This is a genomic window from Amycolatopsis sp. NPDC004169, assembly GCF_040610315.1.
Classification (GTDB): Bacteria; Actinomycetota; Actinomycetes; order Mycobacteriales; family Pseudonocardiaceae; genus Amycolatopsis.
Genome location: NZ_JBEXMD010000036.1, coordinates 1 through 24269, shown reverse-complemented (window position 1 = coordinate 24269; position 24269 = coordinate 1). Strand labels below are relative to the sequence as shown.

Annotated in this window: 23 protein-coding genes; 10 read left to right on the top strand and 13 right to left on the bottom strand. The window is 72.2% G+C overall.

From position 1 onward, the window contains the following. Positions 1–17: 17 nt before the first annotated feature. On the top strand, positions 18–932 hold the full coding sequence (locus ABZX11_RS35755; protein WP_354921645.1) for an ATP-binding cassette domain-containing protein: 915 nt from the start codon (positions 18–20) through the stop codon (positions 930–932). Next, the gene (locus ABZX11_RS35750) at positions 929–1714 is read left to right on the top strand and encodes an ABC transporter permease (protein WP_354921644.1); all 786 of its coding nucleotides are present in this window, start codon (positions 929–931) and stop codon (positions 1712–1714) included. The genes ABZX11_RS35755 and ABZX11_RS35750 overlap by 4 nt, the downstream gene beginning before the upstream one ends. A 387-nt stretch (positions 1715–2101) precedes the next feature. Here the strand turns inward: ABZX11_RS35750 and ABZX11_RS35745 are convergent, their stop codons facing one another. After that, positions 2102–2755 (bottom strand): TetR/AcrR family transcriptional regulator, encoded by a 654-nt coding sequence (locus tag ABZX11_RS35745; RefSeq protein ID WP_354921642.1) that lies wholly within the window; start codon positions 2753–2755, stop codon positions 2102–2104. On the opposite strand from ABZX11_RS35745, the gene ABZX11_RS35740 reads away from it, so the two are divergent. Beyond that, the gene (locus ABZX11_RS35740; protein ID WP_354921639.1) at positions 2696–3829 is read left to right on the top strand and encodes an FAD-dependent monooxygenase; all 1134 of its coding nucleotides are present in this window, start codon (positions 2696–2698) and stop codon (positions 3827–3829) included. The genes ABZX11_RS35745 and ABZX11_RS35740 overlap by 60 nt on opposite strands. Here ABZX11_RS35740 and ABZX11_RS35735 read toward each other — a convergent pair. Further along, positions 3774–4448 carry a response regulator transcription factor gene (locus ABZX11_RS35735; protein WP_354921636.1) on the bottom strand — a complete coding sequence of 225 codons (675 nt, stop codon included), beginning with the start codon at positions 4446–4448 and terminating at the stop codon, positions 3774–3776. The genes ABZX11_RS35740 and ABZX11_RS35735 overlap by 56 nt on opposite strands. After that, on the bottom strand, positions 4445–6019 hold the full coding sequence (locus ABZX11_RS35730; RefSeq protein ID WP_354921633.1) for a histidine kinase: 1575 nt from the start codon (positions 6017–6019) through the stop codon (positions 4445–4447). Before ABZX11_RS35730 ends, ABZX11_RS35735 begins: the two co-directional genes overlap by 4 nt. A gap of 444 nt (positions 6020–6463) precedes the next feature. Between ABZX11_RS35730 and ABZX11_RS35725 the strand changes: the two genes are divergently transcribed. Both ABZX11_RS35725 and ABZX11_RS35720 read left to right on the top strand, forming a co-directional pair. Continuing rightward, positions 6464–6673: a hypothetical protein gene (locus tag ABZX11_RS35725; RefSeq protein ID WP_354921630.1), complete on the top strand. Its 210-nt coding sequence runs from the start codon at positions 6464–6466 to the stop codon at positions 6671–6673. Continuing rightward, complete coding sequence (locus ABZX11_RS35720) at positions 6670–7437, top strand: hypothetical protein (protein ID WP_176172784.1); 768 nt, start codon at positions 6670–6672, stop codon at positions 7435–7437. The genes ABZX11_RS35725 and ABZX11_RS35720 overlap by 4 nt, the downstream gene beginning before the upstream one ends. On the opposite strand, the gene ABZX11_RS35715 is transcribed toward ABZX11_RS35720, so the two are convergent. Both ABZX11_RS35715 and ABZX11_RS35710 read right to left on the bottom strand, forming a co-directional pair. Next, positions 7419–7640, bottom strand: coding sequence for a hypothetical protein (locus tag ABZX11_RS35715; RefSeq protein WP_176172785.1), 222 nt, complete (start codon positions 7638–7640; stop codon positions 7419–7421). The two genes, ABZX11_RS35720 and ABZX11_RS35715, sit on opposite strands and share 19 nt — an antisense overlap. Positions 7641–7648: 8 nt before the next feature. Then, entirely contained in the window at positions 7649–8773 is a 1125-nt protein-coding gene (locus tag ABZX11_RS35710) for an inorganic phosphate transporter (RefSeq protein ID WP_354921626.1), read from the bottom strand. A gap of 196 nt (positions 8774–8969) precedes the next feature. Here ABZX11_RS35710 and ABZX11_RS35705 point away from each other — a divergent pair, with 196 nt between their 5' ends. After that, positions 8970–10388 carry an acyltransferase gene (locus ABZX11_RS35705; protein WP_354921623.1) on the top strand — a complete coding sequence of 473 codons (1419 nt, stop codon included), beginning with the start codon at positions 8970–8972 and terminating at the stop codon, positions 10386–10388. Positions 10389–10469: 81 nt separating this feature from the next. Beyond that, the gene (locus tag ABZX11_RS35700) at positions 10470–11336 is read left to right on the top strand and encodes an alpha/beta fold hydrolase (RefSeq protein WP_354921620.1); all 867 of its coding nucleotides are present in this window, start codon (positions 10470–10472) and stop codon (positions 11334–11336) included. On the opposite strand, the gene hutI is transcribed toward ABZX11_RS35700, so the two are convergent. The 5 genes from hutI to hutH form a co-directional block, all read right to left on the bottom strand. After that, complete coding sequence (hutI, locus tag ABZX11_RS35695; protein WP_176172788.1) at positions 11320–12468, bottom strand: imidazolonepropionase; 1149 nt, start codon at positions 12466–12468, stop codon at positions 11320–11322. The genes ABZX11_RS35700 and hutI overlap by 17 nt on opposite strands. Beyond that, positions 12456–13688 carry a formimidoylglutamate deiminase gene (locus ABZX11_RS35690; protein WP_354921616.1) on the bottom strand — a complete coding sequence of 411 codons (1233 nt, stop codon included), beginning with the start codon at positions 13686–13688 and terminating at the stop codon, positions 12456–12458. Before ABZX11_RS35690 ends, hutI begins: the two co-directional genes overlap by 13 nt. A gap of 101 nt (positions 13689–13789) precedes the next feature. Continuing rightward, positions 13790–14986 (bottom strand): allantoate amidohydrolase, encoded by a 1197-nt coding sequence (locus ABZX11_RS35685; protein ID WP_354921613.1) that lies wholly within the window; start codon positions 14984–14986, stop codon positions 13790–13792. Beyond that, entirely contained in the window at positions 14983–16635 is a 1653-nt protein-coding gene (gene hutU, locus ABZX11_RS35680; protein WP_354921610.1) for a urocanate hydratase, read from the bottom strand. Before hutU ends, ABZX11_RS35685 begins: the two co-directional genes overlap by 4 nt. Then, entirely contained in the window at positions 16635–18161 is a 1527-nt protein-coding gene (gene hutH / locus ABZX11_RS35675; RefSeq protein ID WP_354921607.1) for a histidine ammonia-lyase, read from the bottom strand. The genes hutU and hutH overlap by 1 nt, the downstream gene beginning before the upstream one ends. A gap of 84 nt (positions 18162–18245) precedes the next feature. On the opposite strand from hutH, the gene ABZX11_RS35670 reads away from it, so the two are divergent. Beyond that, positions 18246–19028, top strand: coding sequence for an IclR family transcriptional regulator (locus ABZX11_RS35670; RefSeq protein WP_354921604.1), 783 nt, complete (start codon positions 18246–18248; stop codon positions 19026–19028). Positions 19029–19031: 3 nt separating this feature from the next. On the opposite strand, the gene ABZX11_RS35665 is transcribed toward ABZX11_RS35670, so the two are convergent. Next, entirely contained in the window at positions 19032–19829 is a 798-nt protein-coding gene (locus tag ABZX11_RS35665; RefSeq protein WP_354921601.1) for a nucleotidyl transferase AbiEii/AbiGii toxin family protein, read from the bottom strand. Further along, on the bottom strand, positions 19798–20859 hold the full coding sequence (locus ABZX11_RS35660) for a type IV toxin-antitoxin system AbiEi family antitoxin (protein WP_354921598.1): 1062 nt from the start codon (positions 20857–20859) through the stop codon (positions 19798–19800). The genes ABZX11_RS35665 and ABZX11_RS35660 overlap by 32 nt, the downstream gene beginning before the upstream one ends. 155 nt (positions 20860–21014) lie before the next feature. Here ABZX11_RS35660 and ABZX11_RS35655 point away from each other — a divergent pair, with 155 nt between their 5' ends. Further along, a complete protein-coding gene (locus ABZX11_RS35655) occupies positions 21015–22232 on the top strand; it encodes an MFS transporter (protein WP_354921595.1) in 1218 nt (405 codons plus the stop codon). Between the two features lie 139 nt (positions 22233–22371). Next, positions 22372–23610 (top strand): GGDEF domain-containing protein, encoded by a 1239-nt coding sequence (locus ABZX11_RS35650; RefSeq protein WP_354921796.1) that lies wholly within the window; start codon positions 22372–22374, stop codon positions 23608–23610. Position 23611: 1 nt separating this feature from the next. Here ABZX11_RS35650 and ABZX11_RS35645 read toward each other — a convergent pair whose 3' ends face one another. Next, positions 23612–23767: a hypothetical protein gene (locus tag ABZX11_RS35645; RefSeq protein ID WP_176172797.1), complete on the bottom strand. Its 156-nt coding sequence runs from the start codon at positions 23765–23767 to the stop codon at positions 23612–23614. Between the last annotated feature and the right edge of the window lie 502 nt (positions 23768–24269).

Genomic DNA, 24269 nt, shown 5'->3' with positions numbered 1-24269 from the left:
ATCGCAGACTTCGAAGCATGATCAAACTTCGGGGACTCACGAAGCGCTACGGGGAGAAAACCGTCGTCGATGCCCTCACCTGCGACGTCGCGCCGGGCCAGGTGACCGGGTTCCTCGGCCCGAACGGCGCGGGAAAGTCGACGACCATGCGGATGACGGTCGGGCTCGACCACCCGCAGGAGGGCGAGGTCCTGGTCGGCGGCCGGCGCTACGCCGAGCTGCGGCACCCGCTGCGCGAGGTCGGCGCGCTGCTCGACGCCAAGGCCCTGCACCCCGGCCGCAGCGCCGGGAAGCACCTGCTGGCCATGGCGCGCAGCAACGGCATCGCGGCGAGCCGCGTGGAGGAGGTGCTGGCGACGGTCGGGCTGTCCGACGTCGCCGGCAAGCGGGCCGGGCAGTTCTCGCTGGGCATGGGCCAGCGGCTGGGCATCGCGGGCGCGCTGCTCGGCGACCCGGGGGTGCTGCTGTTCGACGAGCCGGTCAACGGCCTCGACCCGGACGGCGTCCGCTGGGTCAGGCAGCTCATGCGCGCACTGGCGGCCGAGGGGCGGACGGTGTTCGTGTCCAGCCACCTGATGAGTGAGATGCAGCTGACGGCGGACCACCTGGTGGTGATCGGCAAGGGCAGGCTGCTGGCCGACGCCCCGGTGCCGGAGTTCATCAAGGGCCATTCCCGCACCATGGTTTCCGTCCGCATCCCGGCCGAAGCCGAGCGCTCCACTTTGGACGCCCGGTTGCGCGCCGAAGGCGGGTTGACGCATCCGGGAGAGCCGGGCGCGCTGCTGGTGGAGGGCATCGACGTCACCCGCGTCGGTGATTTGGCGCACGAGCTGGGGATCCGCGTGCACGGGCTGGCGGAGCGGACGGCATCGCTCGAGCAGGCGTACATGGAGTTGACGGCTTCTTCGGTGGAATACGGGGTGTCGGCATGACTTCACCGGTCGCGCTGCACGGCGGCGGGCTGCCGGGAGCGGTGGCAGCGGAGTGGACGAAGCTCTGGTCGGTCCGGGCAACGTGGTGGTGCCTGGCGGCGGGGACGGCGTTGATGCTGGGCTACGGAACGTTGTCGGCCATCGCCCAGCACTACGAGACGGACCCGCAGAGCGCAAACACCATCACCCTGGGCGGCGCGGTGTACTTGACCCAGTTCGCGGTGATAGCGCTGGCGACGCTGTTCGTGACGAGCGAGTACGCGGGCGGCGGAATCCGCTCGACGTTGCTGTGGACCCCGGTACGCGCCAGGGTGGCGCTGGCAAAGGCGGCGGTGCTGCTGCCGGTGCTGTTCGTGTACGGAGTGCTGTTGTCGGGGGCGTCGATGGCCCTGGAGAGGGCGCTGATGGCGGGCCACGGCCTGCCCACCTCGGCTTCGGCGGCCTTCACGACGGCGGCGGGGATGGGCGGGTACTTCGCGTTGCTGGGGTTGCTGTGCACGGGGATCGGCTGGGCGTTGCGCAGCGCGGCGGGGACGTTGGTGTCGGTGATCGTGTTGCTGGTGCCGCTGCCGCTGATCGTGGCGTCGCTGGGCCTGCCGGAGGCGATGCCGTATTTCCCGGGGATAGCGGGGATCAACGCGATGGTGGAGTCGGGAAAGCCCAATCCGGTGACGATGGCGGTGGCACCGTACGCACCGTGGGTGGGGCTGGCGATCGACGCGGTGTGGGCGGGAGCGGCCTTGCTGGCGGGCACGGCGGTTTTGCGCCGCCGGGACGCCTGACTCGGCATTCCCCTGCCAGACGATCCGACCGATGCGCAGCAACCCGGCGACCTCACGCCCTGGCCGCCTGCAGCACCGAATCCGCGACCAGCTTGCCACTTGCGGACCGAGGCCGCCGGGGACGGCCCGATCGAGGGCCGAGCCCACCCGGCAATGGCCCGATCGAGGGCCGCGGGTGGCTGACCGGTCTCGCCAGGCCACTGGTTGCGGTCCAGTTCGCGGCATGGGTGCGGCAACCACCCAGCCCCGCCCCCTACAGAAACCCGCCCTCCCAAGGGGGCCACCCCAAGTCCAGTCTATCGGCCCCACCCGACAAAACCCGCCAAAAGCCGCGGCCCGAGGCCGGTTGTCCACACCCACGCAAGAATGTGGACAACCGGCCCGAGGTCACTCCACCCCAAGCCCCGCCAGGATCTCCCGCGCACTCTCCACCAGCGACTCCAACGAAGGCGGCGCCAGCGACCCCGTCCCCGCCAAAGCCCCGAAGATCGTCCCCTCCATCCAGTCCACCACCACCCGCGCGTGCCTCTCGGCGGACGAAGACCCCGCCGCCTCCAGTGCCGAAGTCGCGAGCCTGCGGATCTGCAACCCGCCCTCGTCGTACACCGCGCGCAGCTCCGGCCGCCGCGTGGCCTCCAGCGCGAACTCGTACCGCGCCAGCATCCGCGTCCGCCCCGCCGTGATTGCCTCGAACGCGTATCCCGCGATGAACTCCGCCAACGACCCGGCCGGCCGCGCCGAAGGCTGGTCCAGCGCCACGATCCGCGCGATCGTCAGCTCCAGCAGCGCCGCCCGCGTGCGCGCGTAGTACGACGTCGATCCCACCGGCAGGCCCGCCGCGCGGTCCACCGCCCGGTGCGTCAAGCCGCGCATGCCCTCCGCCGCGATCACCTCGATCGCTGCGTCGGCAATCACATCCAACCGATCCACGACGCCGCACTCTACAGGTGTAGAGTTCTCTACACCTGTAGAGGAGGCGCCATGCACGCGATAGTGGTCGGCGGCGGCATCGGCGGCCTGGCGGCGGCCTTGGGGCTGCACCGGGTCGGCTGGACGGTCACCGTCCTCGAGAAAGCCCCCGAATTCGGCGACGTCGGCGCCGGGATCTCGCTCTGGCCGAACGCCCTGCGCGCCCTCGACGAACTCGGCGTCGACCTCGGCGAGCGGCTGGCCCCGCAGCGGGACGGCGGCTTCCGCGACCGGCGCGGCCGCCGGATCACCCGCTTCGACGGCGCCGAGTTCGCCCGGCGGCACGGGCGGTCGCTCGGCGCGATCCACCGGCGTGACCTCGTCGCCGCCCTGCGGGACGCCGTCCCGGCCGGCAGCCTCCGGACCGGCGCCGAAGTCACCGAAGTCCGCGAAGACGGCACGGTCCGCGTAGGCAGCGAAGAACTGCGCGCCGACCTCGTCGTCGCGGCCGACGGCATCCACAGCCGGGTGCGTCACGCCCTCTTCCCCGACCACCCGGAGCCGGTGTACTCGGGCAGCACGGCGTTCCGCGGCGTCGCGCACCTTCCCGGCACCCCGCTGAGCACGAGCTTCGACCGCGGCACCGAGGTGGGCGTCCTGCCGCTCTCCGGCGGCGACGTCTACTGGTGGCTCTCGACCCTCGCGAAGCCGGGCACCGGCAAAGCCGACCTCGAGCCGGCCTTCGCGAACTGGCACGACCCGATCCCGGCCCTCATGGCTGCCACCCCGCCGGAAGCCGTGCTGCACCACGACCTCTACTACCTCGGCACCCCGCTGCCCGGCTACACCCGCGGCCGGATCGCGCTGCTCGGCGACGCCGCCCACGCCATGCCGCCGTTCCTCGGCCAGGGCGGCTGCCAGGCCATCGAAGACGCCGTCGTGCTCGCCCACGCGGTGTCCACACAGGACATGGAGAACGCGCTCGAAAGGTACGACCGGACCCGGCGGCCACGCAGCCAGCGCGTCGTCCGCGAGTCCGTCCGGATGGGCAAGCTCGGCCCGCAGCTGGCCAACCCGGTCGCGACGGCCCTGCGCACAGCCGTGCTGAAGTGCCTGCCCGGAACGGTGACGGCCCGCGTGGGCGCGGGGATCACGGGGTGGACGCCGCCGCGTCTCCCCCGACCAGCCCCGCCTCGTACGCCGTGATCGCCGCCTGGACCCGGTTCTTCGCGCCGAGCCGGGTCAGGATGGTGCTCACGTGCGCCTTCACCGTCCCCTCGACGACGAACATCTTCGCCGCGATGTCCGCATTGGACAGTCCGGAACCCAGCAGTGTCAGCACTTCCCGCTCGCGCGGGGTCAGCACGGCGATCCGCTCGCGGGCCGCGGCCGCCCGCGCCAGCTGCCCGCCGGACAGCCGCGCGATCACCCGCTGCGCCACCTTCGGCGAGAGGAACGCGGCCCCATCGGCGACGGCGTGGACACCGGCCAGCAGCTCACGCGGATCACCCGACTTCAGCAGGAACCCACCCGCGCCGAGGCTCAGCGCGCGCTCGATGTAGTCGTCTTCGCCGAATGTGGTCAGCATGATGACGCCGGTGGCGGGCAGCAGCCGGCGGATCTCGGCGGCCGCGCCCAGGCCGTCCAGAACCGGCATGCGGATGTCCAGCAGCACGACATCGGGATGCGTGGCGAGGACCTGCGAGACCGCCGAACGGCCGTCGCCCGCTTCGGCGACGACCTCGATTTCCGCATCGGCGGCGAGGATCGCCGCCACCCCCGCCCGCATCATCGCTTCGTCGTCGGCCAGCACGACCCTGATCACGGCGCCCCCTCGGTGAACCGGTCCTTGGCCACCAGTTTCCCACCGGCGAAACACAGCCGGTACGCGGCATAGTCGTCGACGAGCCACGATCGGCCGGTGCCGTAGTACTCGCACGCGACCCCGGGCACGGCCGGCTGCGGCGGCTCGGTTCGCCGCGGCCGGGCGCTGCGCTGGTTCGACGGCAGCTGCGACGCCACCTCTGCCCGCGACTGCCCGATCCGCAGCTGTTCGTAGACGCCGGCGGGCAGCTCCGAGGAGTTCCACTGGTAGAGGAACACGATCCCGGCGACCGCGAGCACCACGGCGAACAGGCCGACCGGGACGGCGACGGCCTGGATCAAGCTGCGCCGCACGTCACGCCGGGCCAGCTCGAGAGCCTTGGCCGACGTCGACAACTCGACCTCGTCATCCGGGACATCCGAAGCGGCCGGCTCACCCGGCGCGGCGCCGTGCGGCAGTGTCGCGGTGACGGCGAACCCACCGGCCCGCGGACCGGCCCGCAACGTCCCGCCGACGAGCCGCACGCGCTCCCGCAGGCCGATCAGCCCGACGTGCCCGGCCGCGGCCCCGGGCAACGGCCCGGCAGGCGGCGGCGCGTTGACCACGCTGACATCGGTCTGCGCACCGGCGCTGGTCACCCGGACCGTCACGGCGGCGCCCGGCGCGTGCTTCGCCACGTTGGTCAGGGCCTCCTGCACCACGCGGTAAGCGGCGCGGGCCACCATCGGCGGTGCGCCGTCTATGTCCACAGTGGACTCGATGAGCAGGCCCGACGCGCGCGCCCGGCCGATCAGCTCGCCGAGGTCGCCCTGCACCGGCTCGACCGGCGCGGCGTCCTCGCGCAGCACGCCGATGATCTCGCGCAGCCGCTCGGTCGCCGTCGCGGCGCTGGTCCTCAGCTGCGCGGCCGCGTCGCGCTGGGCGTCGCCGAGGCCGCTGGCGACCTCCAGCGCGGCGGCGCGGACGGCGATCAGGCTCAGCTCGTGCCCCAGCGAGTCGTGCATATCGCTGGCGATGCGGGCGCGCTCACGCAGCCGCGCCTGCTCGGCGACCAGCTGCTGCCGGCTTTCCATTTCCTCGGCCCGGCGCCAGCCCGTGCGGGCGAGCTCGCCGCGAACCCGCACGTACCGCCCGAGCAGCCACGGCGACAACCCGGCGAAGACGAGAATCGCCACCATCGCCGCCCAGTCCCCCGGCCCGTCCGGTCCGACCAGCAATGCAAGCGGCAGACCGACGATCGTCACGGCGACCCCGATCAGCACGCCCGGCCGGGCCCGTTCCATCCGCAGCCCGGCCTGGTAGGACATCGCGACCAGGACGAAGACCACCCAGACGGGCACGTGGTCGCCGAACGGGAAAGTCACCGCAAGCGCCCCGGCCAGCGCGATGCCCAGCGAGACGACGGGGTACCGCCGAGCCGTGGCCACCGAACCCGCCACGACGGCGAGGCCGCCGGCGATTTCCCACCAGGACCGGGCGTTCACGGTGTCCGAGATGACGCTGTAGGCGAGGAACAGTCCCAGGAGCACGTCGAGCACCACGCGCCACCTGCGCTTTGTCACTGTCCGCACGAATTCGAAGCTACAAGCCGTGACGAGGGCCGACCACTGCCGAAAGTCAACCCTTCGGCGCGCTCCGAGACCGGGTTCGCAGCCTCCGAGAGCACCGCTCTGCAATGTGGACGCCGCTCTCGAGAACGAGAGAGCACCGCTCTTGTTTCGGAGCGCCATGCCAGACACAAGAGAGCAGTGCTCTCGTTTCAGAGCATCGCGCCCGGCGGGACGGGCGAGCAGGACAAGGTCAGGTCGGGCAGGGCAGGGCCAGGCGGGACCGAGCGGAGCAGGGAAAGCCCGGGCGGCCGAACGAGAGCAGTGCTCTCGAATCGGAGCACCGACCCCATCATCAGCGAGAGCACCGCTCACAACTGCGAGCAGTGCTCCACATCGCCCCAAACCACCGGCCAAGCAGGCCCATCTCCGCGCGGCCGTGCCCGCCGTGTTGCATGATGATCCACCATGGCCGACCGCACACTCGCCGACCAGCTGGGCGGCTACCTCCCCGCAGGCATCGAGGCCCTCGACGAGCACGAGCGGCAGGACCTCGCCAACGCACTCCGCGACGCGCGCAGGCGGCAAGCGAAAGCGCTCGCCGAAGCCGGCGAAGAAGGCCTCCGATACGTCCCCGCCCTGCTCCGCGGCGCAGTCCGGAAAGCAGTGGGCCTGTGACACCCCAAAGCCCCGCCACAGCCGGCAACTACGCCGCCGAGGGCGAGATCCTCAAGCTGGCCCGCGTCCTCGGCGTCGCACCCTCCCGGCTCGAGTACCTCGCCCGCGTCGACGCCGGCGATCTGCAGGCCTTCCGCGAACAGGTCACCGACACCCTCTTCGACGCCAACGCGGCCGCCCTGCAGCGGATGGCGCTGGCCGCTCGGGTTGTGCCCGTCGGGGTGCTCGCCAAGATCGCCGAGAAGGTGTTCGGCCCGCTGCTGTGCGCCCGGATCGCCGGGCTGGTCGACGTCTCGCGCGGCGTCGACGTTGCCAAGCGGCTCAGTCCCCGCTTCCTCGCCGAGGTCGCCGCCGAGCTCGATCCGCGGCGGGCGAGCGCGATCATCAGCCGGATCCCGCTGGACACCGTCCTCGCGGTCGCCGGCGAGCTGGCGCGCAAGGAGGACTGGATCACCCTCGGCCGGTTCGTCGGGCACCTGCCCGACCCCACCGTGCGGCAAGCACTCGAGCGGATCGACGACCCGGCGCTGCTGCGGATCGCCTTCGTGCTCGACGACAAGGGCCGCATCGACCACGTCGTGGGCCTGCTCCCGGCGCACCGGCTCGGCCGGCTGGTCACCGCCGCGAGCGCCGACGAGGACCTCTGGACGCCGGCGCTCGACCTGCTGACCCACCTGGGCGAGGCGCGGCGCGCCACGCTGAAACCGATGCTGTCCGGGCTGCCCGCAGGGTTCCGGGACCGCGTTCAGGCGACGATCAAGTAGATCCCGTAGCCGACGATCGCCGCGCAGAGCGCGAAGCAGATGACCGCGCCGGCCAGCGGTCCGGAGCCCGAGCCGCCCGCGGCGCGGGCCGAGTCGCGCTGGGAGAGCCCGACCACGCCGAACGAGAACAGGCTCGTCAGCACGACGACCGCGCCCAGCGCGACGAGGAAGACGAGACCGAGGGAACCCCAATCGATGTGCACGGCGCTCCTCAGGCGTTGGCCGGCTGGGCGGCCGGCTCGGACTCGTTGACGGAGTTGGCGCTGACCGGGTTCCGCTTCGACGCGAGGTAGATGCCCAGCGCGACGACGACCCCGGCGAGGCCGACCAGCACGGTGCCCCAGGTCCCGAGCGTCGAGACCTCGGCGGCGAGCGCGCCGACGATCGCCGCGGCGGGCAGCGTCAGCGCCCAGGCGACGACCATCTTGCCCGCGACGCCCCAGCGGACCTCGGCGAGCTTGCGCCCGAGCCCGGAGCCGATGATGCCGCCCGAGCAGACGTGCGTGGTGGACAGCGCGAACCCGAGGTGCGCCGAGGTGAGGATGACCGCCGCGGCGCTCGTTTCCGCCGCAAACCCTTGCGGCGTCTGGATTTCGGTGAGCTTCTTGCCCATCGTCTGGATGATCCGCCAGCCACCGAGGTAGGTGCCGAGCGCGATGGCGAGGCCGGCGGTCAGGATCACCCAGACCGGCGGACCCGAGTTCGGCGCGAGCGAGCCGGAGGCGATCAGCGTCAGCGTGATGACGCCCATGGTCTTCTGCGCGTCATTCGTGCCGTGCGCGAGCGAAACCAGGGACGCCGAGGCGATCTGGCCTGCCTTGAACGTCCGCCCGACCGTGTCCTGCTTCGCCCGTGCGGTGATCCGGTAGACGAGGAAGGTGCCCAGCGTCGCGACGATCCCGGCGACCACCGGCGAGGCGAGCGCCGGGATCAGCACCTTCTCGACGACCTTCCCGAAGTGGACGGCGTCGGAGCCGGAGGCGATCCAGGTGGCGCCGATCAGCCCGCCGAACAGCGCGTGCGACGAGCTCGACGGCAGCCCGATCAGCCAGGTCACCAGGTTCCACACGATGGCGCCGACGAGGCCGGCGAAGATGATCACCGGGGTCACCTTGGTGTCGTCGACGATCCCGCCGGAGATCGTCTTCGCGACCTCGACCGAAAGGAACGCGCCGACGAGGTTCAGCACGGCCGAGACGGCGACCGCGACCTTCGGTTTGAGTGCGCCGGTGGCGATGGAGGTGGCCATCGCGTTGGCGGTGTCGTGGAAGCCGTTGGTGAAGTCGAAGGCCAGCGCGGCGACGATCACCACCAGCACGATCAGCGAAAAGTCCATGGACGGCCCACTCTCGTTGCTGTTCGTCAGCAACGCTACTGATCGACAGCGGCCGCTCCGATCCCGGCGGCGTGACGGCTTCCTGAACTCTCCGTGAACCGGGGTGGGGCAGACCCCACCCCGGCCCCGGGGGCGAAACCCAGTGCGCCCGCCCGCATCACCCGCAACACTCGAAATCGGGCGAAAGGGGACCGTGGTGAACAAGCTGGGGTGGGCGGTCGTCGCGACGGTGGCGTCGGCGGTGTTGTTCTTCTTCGGCACCGGGCTGGATCCGGTGCCCGAGCTCGCCTGGGTGGCGCCGCTGCCGATCCTGCTGCTCGCGCCGCGGGTCCCCGGTGCCGCCGCGATGGCGTGCGCGTTCGCCGCCTACCTGGCCGGCAGCGCGGGCAGCTGGAGCTACTTCCGGCATTCCCTGGCCGTTCCGCGGCCCGCGGCGATCGCGATCCTCGGCGGCAGCGCACTGCTGTTCGCCCTGTCCGCCGGGCTGTTCCGGGTGCTGGTCCGCCGCGGCCACGGCTTGCCGGCAGCGCTCGCCGCGCCCGCGCTGTGGACGGCCGTGCTGTACGGCGTTTCGCTGCTCAACCCGACCGGGATCATGGACACTCTGATGACGACCCAGGCGGACCGGCCGGCCGTGCTGCGGCTCGCCGCGGTCACCGGTGGCTGGGGTGTCGAATACCTGGTCCTGTTCGTCCCAGCCGCCGTCGCCGCCGCGCTCGCCCCGCGGGTTCGCGGCCTCGCGCGGGTGGCCGGACTGGTCGCCACGGCCGCAGCACTGACCGGGCTCGTCGTCTGGACCACGCCGCCGCCGTCCGGGCCGTCCGTGCGGGTCGCCCTGATCGCCATGGACAAGGGTCCGTGGGCGGCCGACGTCGACACGTTCGAGGGCCGGACCACCGTCCAGGCCTATGTGGACGAAATCGAGCGGCTGCCCGGCGGTGTCCAAGCCGTCGTGCTCCCCGAAGCCGCCTTCGCGGTGGACCGGACCAGCCGCCCGCGGCTCGTCGACACCGTCACCGAGGTCGCCCGGGCGCGCAACCTCGACGTCGTCACCGGTGTCATCGACACGACTCCGGACGGCCGGTTCAACGCCGCACTGGCGATCCCGCCGTCGGGTCCGCCGGTGGAATACCGCAAGTGGCACAACGGGGATTCGCCGAACCTCGGCTCCGGCACGCAGCTCGCGCACTTCGCCGGGATCGGGCTGATGGTGTGCATGGACGTCAACTTCGCCGACCCCGCCGGTGAGTACGGCAAGGCGGGCACGGGCTTGGTCCTCGTCCCGGCGTCCGACGAGGACGTCGACGGCTGGGCGCACAGCCGCACGGCGCTGATCCGCGGCGTCGAGAACGGCTTCTCGGTGGCGTGGAGCGCGGCCCGCGGGACGCCGATGCTGGCGGACGCACAAGGACACGTGCTGGCCGAGGCCCACACCGGCGGCAGTCCGTTCACGGTGGTCGTCGCCGACGTCCCGATCGGTCCCGGCAAGACGCCCTACGCGCGCTTCGGCGACTGGTTCGCGTGGCTGTGCGGACTGGTCGCGCTGACCGGCCTGGTGGTCGCCGCTCGTCGGCCGTCGTTGTCACCGGTCACAACGAACACCGGGCAACTCTGAGCGTTTTCCCAGGTGGCCTCCAGCGGTATGTGACCGATCATGATTCCCGTCACGTACTGACGGGTAACTGGAGGCAACGGAATGCGGGTCACCAACGGCGGTGTCAAGCGAACCCTGGCCGTGCTCGCCGCGGCGCTCACCCTCGGCGCGGTCGCGCCGCCGGCCGCGGAGGCGACACCGGACGGCGGCTGGAACGACTGGGGCTGCCGCCCGTCGGCCGCGCACCCGGAGCCGGTCGTGCTGGTGCACGGCCTCGGCGCGAACGACACCGTCAACTGGTTCTTCCACGCGCCGAAGATCGCCGAGCAGGGCTACTGCGTCTTCTCCCTGACGTACGGCACGGGCGTCCTCGGGCCGGGCGTCGGCGGGCTGGCGTCCATGCGCGACAGCGCGGCGCAGCTCGGCCGGTTCGTCGACAAGGTCCGGGCCGCGACCGGCGCGGCCAAGGTCGACATCGTCGGTCACTCCGAAGGCAGCACGATGCCGGCGTACTACCTCAAGTACGGCGGCGGCGCGGCCGAAGTCGCGAACTTCGTCGGCTTCGGCGCGAACTACCGCGGCACCACGCTCGGCGGCCTCGACGCGCTGGCCAAGGCCCTCCTGACGACGGTCCCCGGCCTCGGCCCGGTGCTGCGCACGGCGTGCGGCGCGTGCTCGGAGTACCTGGCCCCGTCGGCGTTCCTGGACGACCTGGCCCGCGGCGGCGTCCACGTGCCAGGGCCGGCGTACACGAGCATCGTGAGCAAGTACGACGAGGTGGTGACGCCGTACACGAGCGGGATCCTCGCCGAGCCGGGCACGAAGGACGTCGTCCTGCAGGACTTCTGCGCCTCGGACGCCTCGGGCCACCTGAGCCAGGCGGTCGACCCCAACGTCACCGAGCTGATCCTGCACGCACTGGACGCGTCCTACGTGCCGACGTGCACGCCGTTCACCCTGCCACTCTGACCCCGGCCCGCCACACCGCCCGGGTCAGCGGCACGCCCGGCCGGTAGGCCAGGTGGGTCACCGAAGGCGCGTCGAGGACGTGGACGTCCGCCCGCGAACCGGGCCGCAGGACGCCCACGTCCTCGCGCCGCAGCGCTTTCGCCCCGCCCGCCGTCGCGGCCCAGACCGCTTCCTCGACCGTCATGCGCATCTGGAGCACCGCGGTCGCGACGCAGAAGGCCATCGACGTCGTGTACGAGCTGCCCGGGTTGGCGTTGCTGGCCAGCGCCACCGTCGCGCCCGCGTCGAGCAGCCGGCGCGCCGGGGCGAGCGGCTGCCGGGTCGACAAATCGCACGCGGGCAGCAGGGTCGCGACCGTCTCGGACGCCGCCAAGGCTTCGACGTCCGCGTCCGAGAGGTGGGTGCAGTGGTCGACGCTCGCCGCGCCCAGCTCCACCGCCAGCCGGACTCCGGGGCCTTCGCCCAGCTGGTTGCCGTGCACACGCAGTCCCAGCCCGCGCTCGGCCGCGGCCTTCAGCACCCGGGCCGACTGGGCTTCGTCGAACGCGCCGGTCTCGCAGAACACGTCCGCCCAGCGCACGCTGCCCGCCACCGCGTCGAGCATCTCGCCGCAGACGAGGTCCACATAGGACTCCGCGTCGGCGCCGGGCGGGACGAGGTGCGCGCCGAGGAACGTCACCTCGTCGGCCACCTCTCCGGCGATCCGGGCGGACCGGGCTTCGTCCGCGACGGTCAGCCCGTAGCCCGTCTTCGTCTCCAGGCAGGTCGTCCCCTGCCGGGACGCTTCGTCGACGTGCCGGCGCAGGTTCGCCGCCAGTTGCTCGTCGGACGCCTCCCGCGTCGCGCCGACGGTGGTCGCGATGCCCCCCGCCGAGTAGGGCTTCCCGGCCATCCGCGCCTCGAACTCGGCGGTGCGGTCGCCGGCGAAGACGAGGTGGGTGTGGCTGTCCACCCAGCCGGGCAGCACCGCGCGGCCTTCGACGTCGACCCGCTCGTCGGCCGCCGGCTCGCGCGCCGCGGGGCCCACCCAGGCGACGCGCGAGCCGTCCAGCACCAGGGCCGCGTCGGAAAGACGGCCCAGCGCCGGGTCGTGGGTGGTGAGTTCGCCGATGCCCGTGATCAGGACCGCCACAGTGCCTCGATCTCCTTCGCCAGAACGGTTTCCGGCCGGTCGACGAGCCGGTGCGCGCCGTCGCGTACCACCTCGCGGCCGGCCACGACGACGTGCCGGACGTCCGCGCCGGACGCCGCGAACACCACCCCGGACGGCTCGATCCCGGCCGTCCGCACGGAATCCATGGTCACGGTGACGAAGTCCGCGCCCGCCCCCTCGGCGAGCGCGCCGACCTCGTCCCAGCCGATCGCCGCGTGGTCCGTGCCCGCTTCGAGCAGCTCTTCGGCGCTGAACCGGCCGCGTTGCTCGCTGGCCAGCCGGTCGTCCAGCTCCAGCGCGCGGGTCTCCTCGAAGGCGTCGACGACGGCGTTGCTGTCGCTGCCGACGCTCAGCCGCACCCCGGCGTCCCGCAGCGCGCGGGCGGGGCCGATGCCGTCGCCGAGGTCGCGTTCGGTGGTCGGGCAGAAGCACGCCCGCGCGCCGCCGAGCCGGTCGATGTCCGACGTCGTCAGGTGCGTGGCGTGCACGGCGACCAGCCGCTCGGTCAGCACCCCGTGATCGGCCAAGAGCTCGGTGGGCGTGCGGCCGTAGGCGGCCCGGCACTGCTCGTTTTCGGCCCGCTGCTCCGAAAGGTGGATGTGCACCACTCGCGGACTGTCCACAAGCGACATCTGGTCGGCCGGGACCGCGCGCACCGAGTGGATGGCCGCGCCCACCCGGAACAGCTCGTCTTCCTTCAGCCCGGCCACTCGGGAGGCCCACGCCGAGGCCGAGCCGTCGGAGAACCGCCGCTGGACCTCGTCGGGCGCGACGCCGATGCCGCCGGCGAGGTAGCAGGTGTCGAGCAGGGTCAGCCGGATCCCGGCGTCGGCCGCGGCCTGCCGCAGCGCGTGCCCCATGGCGTTCGGGTCGGCGTAGGGCTTCCCGCCGGGCGCGTGGTGCAGGTAGTGGAACTCCCCCACGCTCGTGTACCCGCCGAGCACCATCTCCGCGTAGACGCCGCGGGCCAGCCGGTAGTAGGTGTCCGGGTCGAGCCGGGACGCCAGCGCGTACATCCGCTCGCGCCAGGTCCAGAACGTGCCGCGCTCGTGGTGCGTCCGGCCCCGCAGCGCCCGGTGGAAGGCGTGCGAGTGCCCGTTCGCGAAGCCCGGCAGCGTGAGCCCGGCGAGCACGGTGCCGCCGCGCGGCGAACCCGGCGCCACACCGGTGATCCGGCCGTCGGTGACGTCGATCCGCACGCCGGCCGCGATCCCGCCGGGCAGCCAGGCCTGTTCGCACCAGAAAACTGTCGGTGCCGCGCGATAGGCTGGAAACGGGGGGCGCCCCCGCGGGCCGGGGGTCACTGCGCCAGCCGTTCCAGGGCCGTGGCCAGCGCTGCCGCACCGGCTTCGACGTCCTCGGCCTCGGCGAACTCCTCCGGCGAGTGGCTGATTCCCGTCGGGTTGCGCACGTAGAGCATCCCGGCCGGGACGAACCCGGCGAGGATGGCCGCGTCGTGGCCGGCCCCGGTCGGCAGCTCCGGCGGCGCGCCGAGCCAGCCGCCGAAGTCGCGCCGCAGGGCGTCGTCGAACACGACGTCGCCGGAGTAGGACTCGCGGGTCACCTCGACCCGGCAACCTTCCTCCGCAGCCGCCTCCGAAGCGGCCCGGCTGATCTCGGCGACCAGTCCCGGGGTGCCTTCGCCGGGCACCCGCGCGTCCAGCCAGAGGTCCACTGTGGACGCGATGACGTTGGTCCCGCCGGGGGTCGGCACGAGCCGGCCGACGGTCGCCCGCGCATCCGGCACCTTCGCGGCCAGCCGCCGGACGGCGGTGACGGTCGCCGCGGCAGGCAGCATCGGGTCCGCGCGGTCGGCCAGCAGCGTCGCGCCGGCGTGGTTGCCCTGCCCCGCGAAGGAGAACCGCCACCGCCCGTGCGCGATCACGGTGCTGCCGACGGCCACCGGCGAACCGAGGTCGATCAGCCCGCGGCCCTGCTCGACGTGCAGTTCGAGGAAGTGCCCGATCCGGTCGAGCCGCTCGGTGTCCGGCCCCATCCGCGCCGGGTCGACCCCCGCCTTCGCGGCCGCCTCGGCGAACGTCACGCCGTCGGCGTCCCGCAGGCCGCGTGCTTTGTCGGCGTCAATGGTGCCGGTGAGCAGGCGCGAACCCAGGCAGGGCACGCCGAACCGGCCGCCCTCCTCCTCGGCGAACACCACGACGGCGAGCGGACGGCGGGGCCGGAAACCCTTGCCCTGCAAGGCTTCGACCGCGGCCAGCGCGCTCACCACGCCGAGCGGGCCGTCGAACGCGCCGCCGCCGGGCACCGAGTCGAGGTGGCTGCCGGTGACCACGGCGTTGCGGCCCGGCGGCCCCCACCAGGCCCAGATGTTGCCGTTGCGGTCGGTCTCGACGTCCAGCCCGAGCCCCAGCGCGCGCTCGACGAACCACTCCCGCAGGTCGTGCTCGGGCCGGTCGAAGGCGTGCCGCGAGTAGCCGCCGCGCTTCGGGTCGCGCCCGACGCCGTCGATTTCGCCGAGGAGCCCGGAGGCGGTCACTCGGCCTCCCGCATGGGCACCCGCACACCGCGCTCGGCGGCGACGTCGGCCGCGCGGTCGTAACCGGCGTCGACGTGCCGGATGACCCCCATGCCCGGGTCGTTGGTGAGCACCCGCTCCAGCTTCTGCGCGGCCAGCGGCGTCCCGTCGGCCACGCTGACCTGGCCCGCGTGGATGGACCGGCCCATGCCGACGCCGCCGCCGTGGTGGATCGACACCCAGCTCGCGCCCGAGGACGTGTTGACCAGCGCGTTCAGCAGCGGCCAGTCGGCGATGGCGTCGGAGCCGTCGGCCATGCCCTCGGTCTCGCGGTACGGCGAAGCCACGCTGCCGGAGTCCAGGTGGTCGCGGCCGATGACGACCGGCGCCTTCAGCTCGCCGCTGGCCACCATCTCGTTGAACCGCAGGCCGGCCAGGTGCCGCTCGCCGTAGCCGAGCCAGCAGATCCGCGCCGGAAGCCCCTGGAAGGCGACACGTTCTCCGGCGAGGCGGATCCAGCGGGCGAGGGATTCGTTTTCCGGGAACAGGTCCAGCATCGCGCGGTCGGTCGCGGCGATGTCCTCGGGGTCACCGGAGAGCGCCGCCCAGCGGAACGGGCCGTTGCCCTCGCAGAACAACGGGCGGATGTAGGCGGGCACGAAGCCGGGGAAGTCGAACGCGCGCTCACAGCCGCCGAGCTTGGCTTCGCCGCGCAGGGAGTTGCCGTAGTCGAAGACCTCGGCGCCGCGGTCGAGGAAGCCGAGCATGGCCTCGACGTGGTCGGCCATCGACTCGCGCGAGCGGTCGGTGAACTCGTCGGGCTTCTTGGCCGCGTAGTCGTGCCAGTCGTCGACGCTGATCCCCTTGGGCAGGTAGGAAAGCGGGTCGTGCGCCGACGTCTGGTCGGTGACGATGTCGACCTCGACGTTGCGGCGCAGCAGCTCCGGCAGCACCTCGGCGGCGTTGCCGACGACACCGACCGACAGCGGCCGTTTCTCCTGCTTCGCCTTGGTGACGCGGGCGATGGCGTCGTCGAGGTCGTCGGCGACCTCGTCGAGGTAGCGGGTTTCGACGCGGCGGTGCGCGCGCTGCGGGTCACACTCGATGACCAGCGCGACGCCGTCGTTCATGGTCACGGCGAGGGGCTGCGCGCCACCCATGCCACCGAGACCCGCGGTCACGGTCAAGGTGCCTTTCAAAGACCCGCCGAACCTCTTCTTCGCGACAGCGGCGAACGTCTCGTACGTGCCCTGGAGGATGCCCTGGGTGCCGATGTAGATCCACGAACCCGCGGTCATCTGGCCGTACATCGTCAGGCCCTGCTGTTCCAGGCGGCGGAACTCCGGCCAGGTCGCCCAGTCGCCGACCAGGTTCGAGTTCGCGATCAGCACGCGCGGCGCCCACTCGTGCGTCCGGAACACCCCGACCGGCTTGCCCGACTGCACCAGCAGCGTCTCGTCGACGTCCAAAGTGGTCAGTTCACGGGTGATCGCGTCGAAGCTGGCCCAGTTGCGGGCGGCCTTGCCGGTGCCGCCGTAGACGACCAGGTCTTCGGGCCGCTCGGCGACGTCGGGGTCGAGGTTGTTGTGGAACATCCGCAGCGCGGCTTCGGTCTGCCACGACTTGGCGGTGAGCTGGGTGCCGCGGGCGGCACGGACGACGCGGGACATCAGACCTCCAGACGGGCGGCGTCGAGGACGGCGCCGGAGCGGACGAGTTCTTCGGCGGCCGCGATCTCGGGCGCCAGGTGGCGGTCGGGGCCGGGGCCCGCGACCTTCGTGCGGAGCAGGTCACGCACCGCGCCGGTGACCGGCGACGGCTCGAGCGGCGCGCGGAAGTCCAGCGCACGGGCAGCCGTGAGCAGCTCGATGGCCAGGACGGTGGTCAGGCCGTCGACGGCCTTGCGCAGCTTCCGCGCGGCCGACCAGCCCATGGAGACGTGGTCCTCCTGCATCGCGCTGCTCGGGATGGAGTCGACCGACGCCGGCACGGCGAGCCGCTTGAGCTCGCTGACCACGGCGGCCTGGGTGTACTGGGCGATCATGTGGCCGGAGTCGACGCCGGGGTCGTCGGCGAGGAACGGCGGCAGGCCGTGCGAACGCGCCTTGTCGAGCATCCGGTCGGTGCGGCGCTCGGCGATGCTGGCGACATCGGCGATCGGGATGGCCAGGAAGTCCAGCACGTAGGCGACCGGCGCGCCGTGGAAGTTGCCGTTGGACTCGACGCGGCCGTCGGCGAGGACGACCGGATTGTCCACAGCGGACATCAGCTCGCGCTCGCCGACGAGCTCGGCGTGGGTGAGGCTGTCGCGCGCGGCGCCGTGCACCTGCGGGGCACAGCGCAGCGAGTAGGCGTCCTGGACGCGGTTGCAGTCCGGGCCGCGGTGGCTTTCGACGATCTTCGAACCCTGCAGCGCCTGCCACATCCGGGCCGCGGACTTCGCCTGCCCGGGGTGCGGGCGCAGCGCCTGGAGGTCGGCGGCGAACGCGCGGTCGGTGCCCAGGAGAGCTTCGACGCTCATCGCGGCGGTGATGTCCGCGACATCGAACAGCCGGTGCAGGTCGGCGGCGGCAAGCAGGAGCATGCCGAGCATGCCGTCGGTGCCGTTGGTGAGCGCGAGGCCCTCCTTCTCGGCGAGCACGACCGGCTCGACCCCGGCGTGCTTCAGCGCTTCCGCCGCGGGCTTCAGCTGACCCGCGTGGATGACTTCGCCTTCGCCCATCAGCGCGAGCGCGACGGCGGCCAGCGGCGCGAGATCGCCGGAGCAGCCGAGCGAGCCGTACTCGTGGACGATCGGGGTGATGTCGGCGTTGAGCAGGGCCGCAAGCGTTTGCGCGGTGCCCGGGCGGACGCCGGTGTAACCGCTGGCGAGGGTCCGCAGCCGCAGCAGCATCAGCGCGCGGACGACCTCGGCCTCGACGGCGGGCCCGGCGCCGGCGGCGTGCGAGCGGATCAGGCTGCGCTGCAGCGCGGTCCGGCTCTCGACCGGGATGTGCCGGGTGGCGAGCGCCCCGAAGCCGGTCGAGACGCCGTAGGTGGGCGTGACCGCGTGCGCGAGGTTCTCGATGTGCTGGCGCGTCGCGGCGAGGTTCTTCTCGGCGGCGTCCGTGAGCCCGACCAGCGCGTGGCCGCGGACGACGTCGACGACCTGGGCGGCGGTCAGGGGTTCCGGGCCCAGGAGCACTTTTTCCGGCATGGGCTCATTGCACCCCCTCGGAACCGCTGGTGGGATGCCCCACGGAGTGGTTCTGTCTGGAATCCCAGACGTAGGCTCGGGGGCATGGGCGAGAGCAGTGAGGTCCCCGCGCTGCGCCGCGGCCTGGCGGTGCTGCGCCTCCTGGCCGCGAGGCCCGGCCCGGTCACCGCGGCCGCCATCGCGCGCGAAGCGGGTCTCCCGCGCTCGAGCACTTACCACCTGCTCAGCGAGCTCGAGGCCGCCGGGTTCGTCGTCCACCTGCCCGCGGAACGCCGCTACGGCCTGGGCATCGCGGCGTTCGAACTGGGCTCGGCCTACCTGCGCCACGACCCGCTGGAGCGGCTGGCCGGGCCGTTGCTGCGCAAGCTCGTCGACCGCGTCGGGCACACGGCCCACCTGGGCGTCCTGCACGGCAACGAGTCGCTGTACCTGATCAAGGAGCGCCCGGCCCGCCCCGAGACGCTGGTGACGGAGGTCGGTGTCCGGCTACCGGGCCAGCTGACCGCGTCCGGCCGGGCGATCCTGCGCCACCTGCCGCCCCCGCACGTCCGCGCGCTGTTCCCGTCGGCCGCGGCGTTCGTCCTCCGCACCGGCCGCGGCCCGCGCACGCTGGCCGAGCTGCGCCGCACCCTGACCGCGGAACGCCGCCTCGGCTGGTCGGTCGAGGACGGCCACGTCACGGCCGGCTTCGCCTCGGTGGCCAGCCCGGTCTTCGACCACGGCGCCCGCCCGCTGGCCGCGATCAGCGTGACCCTTCGCCACCACTGCGCGGCGCAGCCGTGCCCGGAGACCTGGCCGGACCTGGCGGCGGAAGTGGCCGCCACGGCCGCCGAGCTGACCACCCGCATCGGCGGCCACTCGGCGTGACGCTCAGCTCCCGGCCGCGTCTCGGATGCCCGCGCCCAGCGCAAGCATCGGTTGCGGCGCCCGGGGCGCCCGCGCGTCGGCGGCCAGCAGTCTCAACGTGTCCTCGTCCTCAGCGATCTGTAGCAGTACCCGGCGGCCTTCTCCGTCGAGCAGTGCAGTCATCTGCGACCCGAGCAGCCAGGCACCGGCAAGCGCCGGGTCGTATTCGTTCTTTTCCAGCACTTCGGGTTCTTCATAAAGACGGTCGAAGTAGGCGCCCGACGAGTACCACGAGATCATTTCGGCGAGGTCGTCCGCGTCCCGGGTGGTCGTATTGCGCCGATCCCGCCAAGTCAGCAGCTTGAGCAGAGCCAACGCCGGCACTGCGGGGACGCGGACAGTGACCCCCTGGGGCAGGACGGCGGTTTCGGCTGTCGGCGCTGCCTCGCTCAGACCGCGGACGTTCATCCGGTAGTCGTCCGGCCAGAGGATGGTGCGGTCTTCACGCTCGATTCCGCCGTAGGGCACCACGTCGACTTCCACCCCGTCGACGAGGAACTTGTGCACACCCCGGCCATGCCGTTCGAGCTGGCCGGTCAGCCGCTCGAAATCCTCCCAGCTGCATACCTCCACAGCGATGTCGACATCCCGGGTGGAGCGGCCGGGCGGCTGTCCGACCAACCCGATCGAGAGGATCGTGCGCGCCGTCGCGCCGACCACGAGGTAGTCCAAATGCGCCGCCCTGGCGGCCGCGTCGATGCGCACCAATGCACGAGCAGTAAGAGCGATCTCACGATCGGCCGAGGCTGACAAGTCGATCATCACTGCTCCGAATCCGATCTCCGTGTTCACGCTGGCGGGGGTCTCCGGAGGCCAGCAGATCGGCATAAATCAGCGGGGAAGGCACTATCCAGGAGTCATGATCCGGCAAGTGCCAGAACCTTTCCCGGATGTGTACGTTCCCGCCGCCCTCCGCTCGGGCCATGCGGTGCCGGCCGACGAACTGCGCCGGGAAACTTTCCACGTAGAGCGTGAGCGAGGCCGGCCGCAGGTGTGGGTCTATGAGACTGGCGCCGGCCTCGCCTCCCACCTGGATGCCCATCGACCGCATCTCGGTTTCCGAGTCCCGCCACCACGAGAGGTCGCCCACCGAGAATTCACCGAGCGCGAGCGGGCCGTGCAGGGTGATCGAGTACGCCTCCGACCAGCGGTCGAGCAATTCGCCACCGCGCGCCAACCGGCGGCCCTCCGCACCGGCGTACAGGTAACCCGCCCCGGTGAGCTCGTCGATGACCGCCTTCACGGTTCCCAGCGAGGCCCCGCTGGCCTCGGCCAGGACTCGGTACGGGCGGGACACCAGGTCCGGCCGGCTGAGGAGGACGAACACCACGCGAAGACCCGACCGGCCGAAGGCACCGGCTGCCCGGGGGGAGGTTCTCGAACGTGGAATGACCGGATTGCGCCGCCCGCGGACGTCGACCAGAACATCGTCCCAGGCCAGGTGCGCATTGCCCGCCGTGTCCAGATAGTCGATTCCCCGGGCGCGCAGCCGCTCGGCGACCGGCTCGGTGACATAGGTCGTGACCAGCAAGTCCGGGAGCTGCGTGGGCACGGTGATGCTGGTGGCCAGTTCCGGCGTCAATCGTTGCTTGACCTCGGTGCCGTAGGTCCGGGTGGCTCCTGACCGCGTCGTGAGGCGCAGCACTGCGTCGAGCCGGCGCGCATCGCCGGGCTCGCCGTACTCCACCGCGAGCACTTCGCCACGGAGGCCGAACTCGCTCACTTGATCCAGCGCCACCCGGATGAGGTTCTGCTCGTTCAGCGAGCGAGCATGTTCATTTTCATTGAACATGCTTTCATATTGAACGTCTTGCCTCTCCGCCGCAAGCGGACCCGCGGCCACCCGGCGTGACGGACTGGTGCGTTCGGGGCAACTGTCACCGAACGGCTCGATTCCACTCCGGTGGGTGATTACCTTGACTGAGGTTGCCGTTGCGAGGGGCACCGATGGATGACGCACGCGTGAAGAGGGCCGGCTTCGGTGCGGTGCTCGCCGTCGCCGAGTTCCGGGCGATGTGGACCGCCGAACTGCTGTCCGTCTGCGGTGACCAGCTCGCCAGGGTCGCGCTCGCGGTGCTCGTCTTCCAGCGGACGTCCTCGGCCGCACTCACCGGCCTCACCTACGCGCTGACGTACGTGCCCTCCCTGCTCGGCGGCATCCTGCTGGCCGGCGCGGGCGACCGCTGGCCGCGCCGGGACGTGATGGTCGCGGCCGACCTGGCGCGGGCGGCGCTGGTCGGGGTCATCGCGATCCCCGGCGTCCCGCTGTGGGTGCTGTGCGTGCTGGTCGCGGTGATGACCGCGCTCGGCGGGCCGTTCAAAGCCGCGCAGCAGGCGCTGCTGCCGTCGGTCCTCGAAGGCGAGCGGTACCTCGTCGGGATGGCCCTGCGGAACGTGACGATGCAGGGCGCGCAGCTGGCCGGGTTCGCCGGCGGCGGCGCGCTGATCGCCGCGCTGACCCCGTCCGCGGCACTGGCGCTGGACGCGGCGACGTTCCTGCTCTCGGGGTTGTTCCTGGTCACCGGCGTCCGGCGGCGGGCGCCGATCGCCAAGGCGGTCCGGCCCGCGTGGCTGACCACGACCGGCGCGGGCATCCGGCTGATCTGGCGCGACCCGGCGCTGCGGACGCTGGTGGCGCTCAACTGGCTGGCCGGGTTCTACGTCGTCCCGGAGGCGCTGGCCGCGCCGTACGCGGCGGGCATCGGCGCGGGCGCGACCCTGGTGGGCCTGCTGATGGCGGCGGACCCGGCGGGCAGCGTGCTCGGCGGCGTCGTGTTCGGCAAGTGGATCCCCGAGCGCATCCAGCTCCGGGTGCTCGGCCTGCTCGGGATCGCGGCCGGGCTGCCGCTGGTCGTGTTCGTCTTCCGGCCGGGCCTGGTCGCGTCGGTGGTGCTGCTCGCGGTGTCCGGGCTACTGGCGACCGGCTACAACATCCAGGGCACGGTCTCGTTCATGCGCCGGGTGCCGGACGAGCACCGCGCGCAGTGCGCCGGGGTCAATTCGACGGGCTTGATCACGGTTCAAGGTGTCGGCGCGGCCGCGGCGGGCGCGCTGGCCGACGTGCTGGGCCCGGCGCACACCATCGCCGCGGCCGGGGCGGCGGGTGCCGCGGTGGCCGTGCCGATCGCGAGGGCGTGGCGCCGGGTCGGGCTGGAGGATCGATGACCTCAGTTGTCGCGTCCGCACATGGTGCGCCTCCCTCCGCAACGTCGGGCCGGACCGGCTCCGTCACCGGCCGGACACCATGAGTATGCGGACCGGGGGCGGGATTCCGCGCACCGGGCTGCGTATTCGTGACGTCCTCGTGGCACCGCGGCACTGGGCGCTGTGGCGCCAGGGTCCGCGGGTGATCGCGTACTGCCTGGTGACCGAGGCGGCGGCGGTGGCGCTGACGCTACGCCCGTCACCGGTCGCGGTGGACCGCCGGACGCTGGCGATCCTGGTGGTGCTGCTGGTCCTCGGGGTGCTGCAGTCGGAGACGGGCCGGCGCGTGGAGCGCATCCGCCGTCGCGTGTCGGGGACACCGCACATCAACATGACGTCGGTCTGGACGTTCGCGGGCGTCCTCCTGCTGCCGCCGATCCTGCTGGCGGTGCTGGTCGGCGGCCTGTACGCGCACCTGGCGATCCGCAGCTGGTACCGGCTGCAGCGGGTACCGGCGTCCCGCACGGTCAGCAACGCGGCGATCATCGTGCTGTCGTGCTACACGGCCCAGTCGGTGCTGCGGCTGTCGGGCCTCCCCGACGTCCGCGCGGCGACGACCCACGGCTGGGCCGGGACGTTCGCGATCGCGGCGGCGGGCGTGACGTTCTTCGTGGTCAACGCCCTGCTGGTCCTCCCGGCCCGCCGCGAAGTCGGCCGGACGCCGGAGGCCCTCTTCGGCACCTGGGCGGACAACGGCCTCGAAGTGGCGACGCTGTGCCTGGGTGCGCTGAACGCGGTGGCGCTGGCGACGCTGCCCGGCCTGGTCGTGCTGGTCTTCCCGCCGTTGCTGCTGTTGCACCGGACGGTACTGGTGAAGCAGCTGGAGGTGGCGGCCCACCGCGACGAGAAGACGGGGTTGTACAACACGAGCGGCTGGCACGCGCTGGCGGAGCGGACGCTGGCGGCCGCGGCGCGCCAGCGGACGACGTTCGGGCTGCTGATGCTCGACCTGGACCACTTCAAGCAGGTGAACGACACCTACGGTCACCTGGCGGGTGACGCGGTGCTGAAGGCAGTGGCCCAGTCGATCATCTCGGCGGTCCGCGGCCGCGGCGACGCGGTCGGCCGCTTCGGTGGCGAAGAGTTCGTGGTGCTGTTGCCGGGCATCACGCAGCCGGACATCGGCGCGGTGGCCGAGCGCATCCGCCGGGCGATCAGCGCGTTGACGGTTCCGGCGGGCCAGTTGTCGATAACGGGCCTGACGGTCTCGATCGGGATCGCGGTGTACCCGAAGGCGGGGGCGTCACTGCAGCGTCTGCTGGACGCGGCGGACACGGCGCTCTACCACGCGAAGGCGACGGGCCGGAACAAGGTGGTCCACGTGGCGGACCTGGTGTAGCTCAGCCGCTCTTCTGCCACGTCCCGGCGTCGAGGCCGAGCATGGCGAGCAGTTCGGCGCACTCCTGCGAGTCGGACGAGTGCCCGGCAACGGTGAGGGCGGCTCGTTCGTGCGTCGCGGCGAGCCGAACGGCCTCCTCGGCCCGGATAACCCCCATCCGGCTGTCATCGTCGTGGGCGAGAGAGCTGCCACTAGGACGGGCCCAGGTCATCTGGCCACCTACTTCCGACCCCACGGGTGCGGAGCCATGGTCGGGCCCCCAGCATGACACTCACAAAAATTTCACCCACAAGTGGCCCCCACCACACCCACCCAACCGCCACCCAAGGCGAGGCCGACACTGCCGAGTGAGCCCCAACGAACCGACTACGCCAACCGGGCTACTCAACGCAGCTGGCTGTTGCGGCTACCTGCAGTTTGAGTGCGTGTCCACCGTCTGCCGCGATGGGGAACGAGGCGGTAAGCGAAAGGTCGGCAGCCCCACCAAGCCGAACCCGACTCCAAGCCCGGCAGAGAACCCAACTCCGCCCGCCCACCCAACGCAACCACGCCGGGGGTCCAGGGGCGCGCCACATCGCCGACCAGGTGGCGAAGGACTAGCCCGGCAGGTTCGCGGTCACCAGCGGCAGGCCCTGCTTCACCAGGTCGCAGGTCTTCGC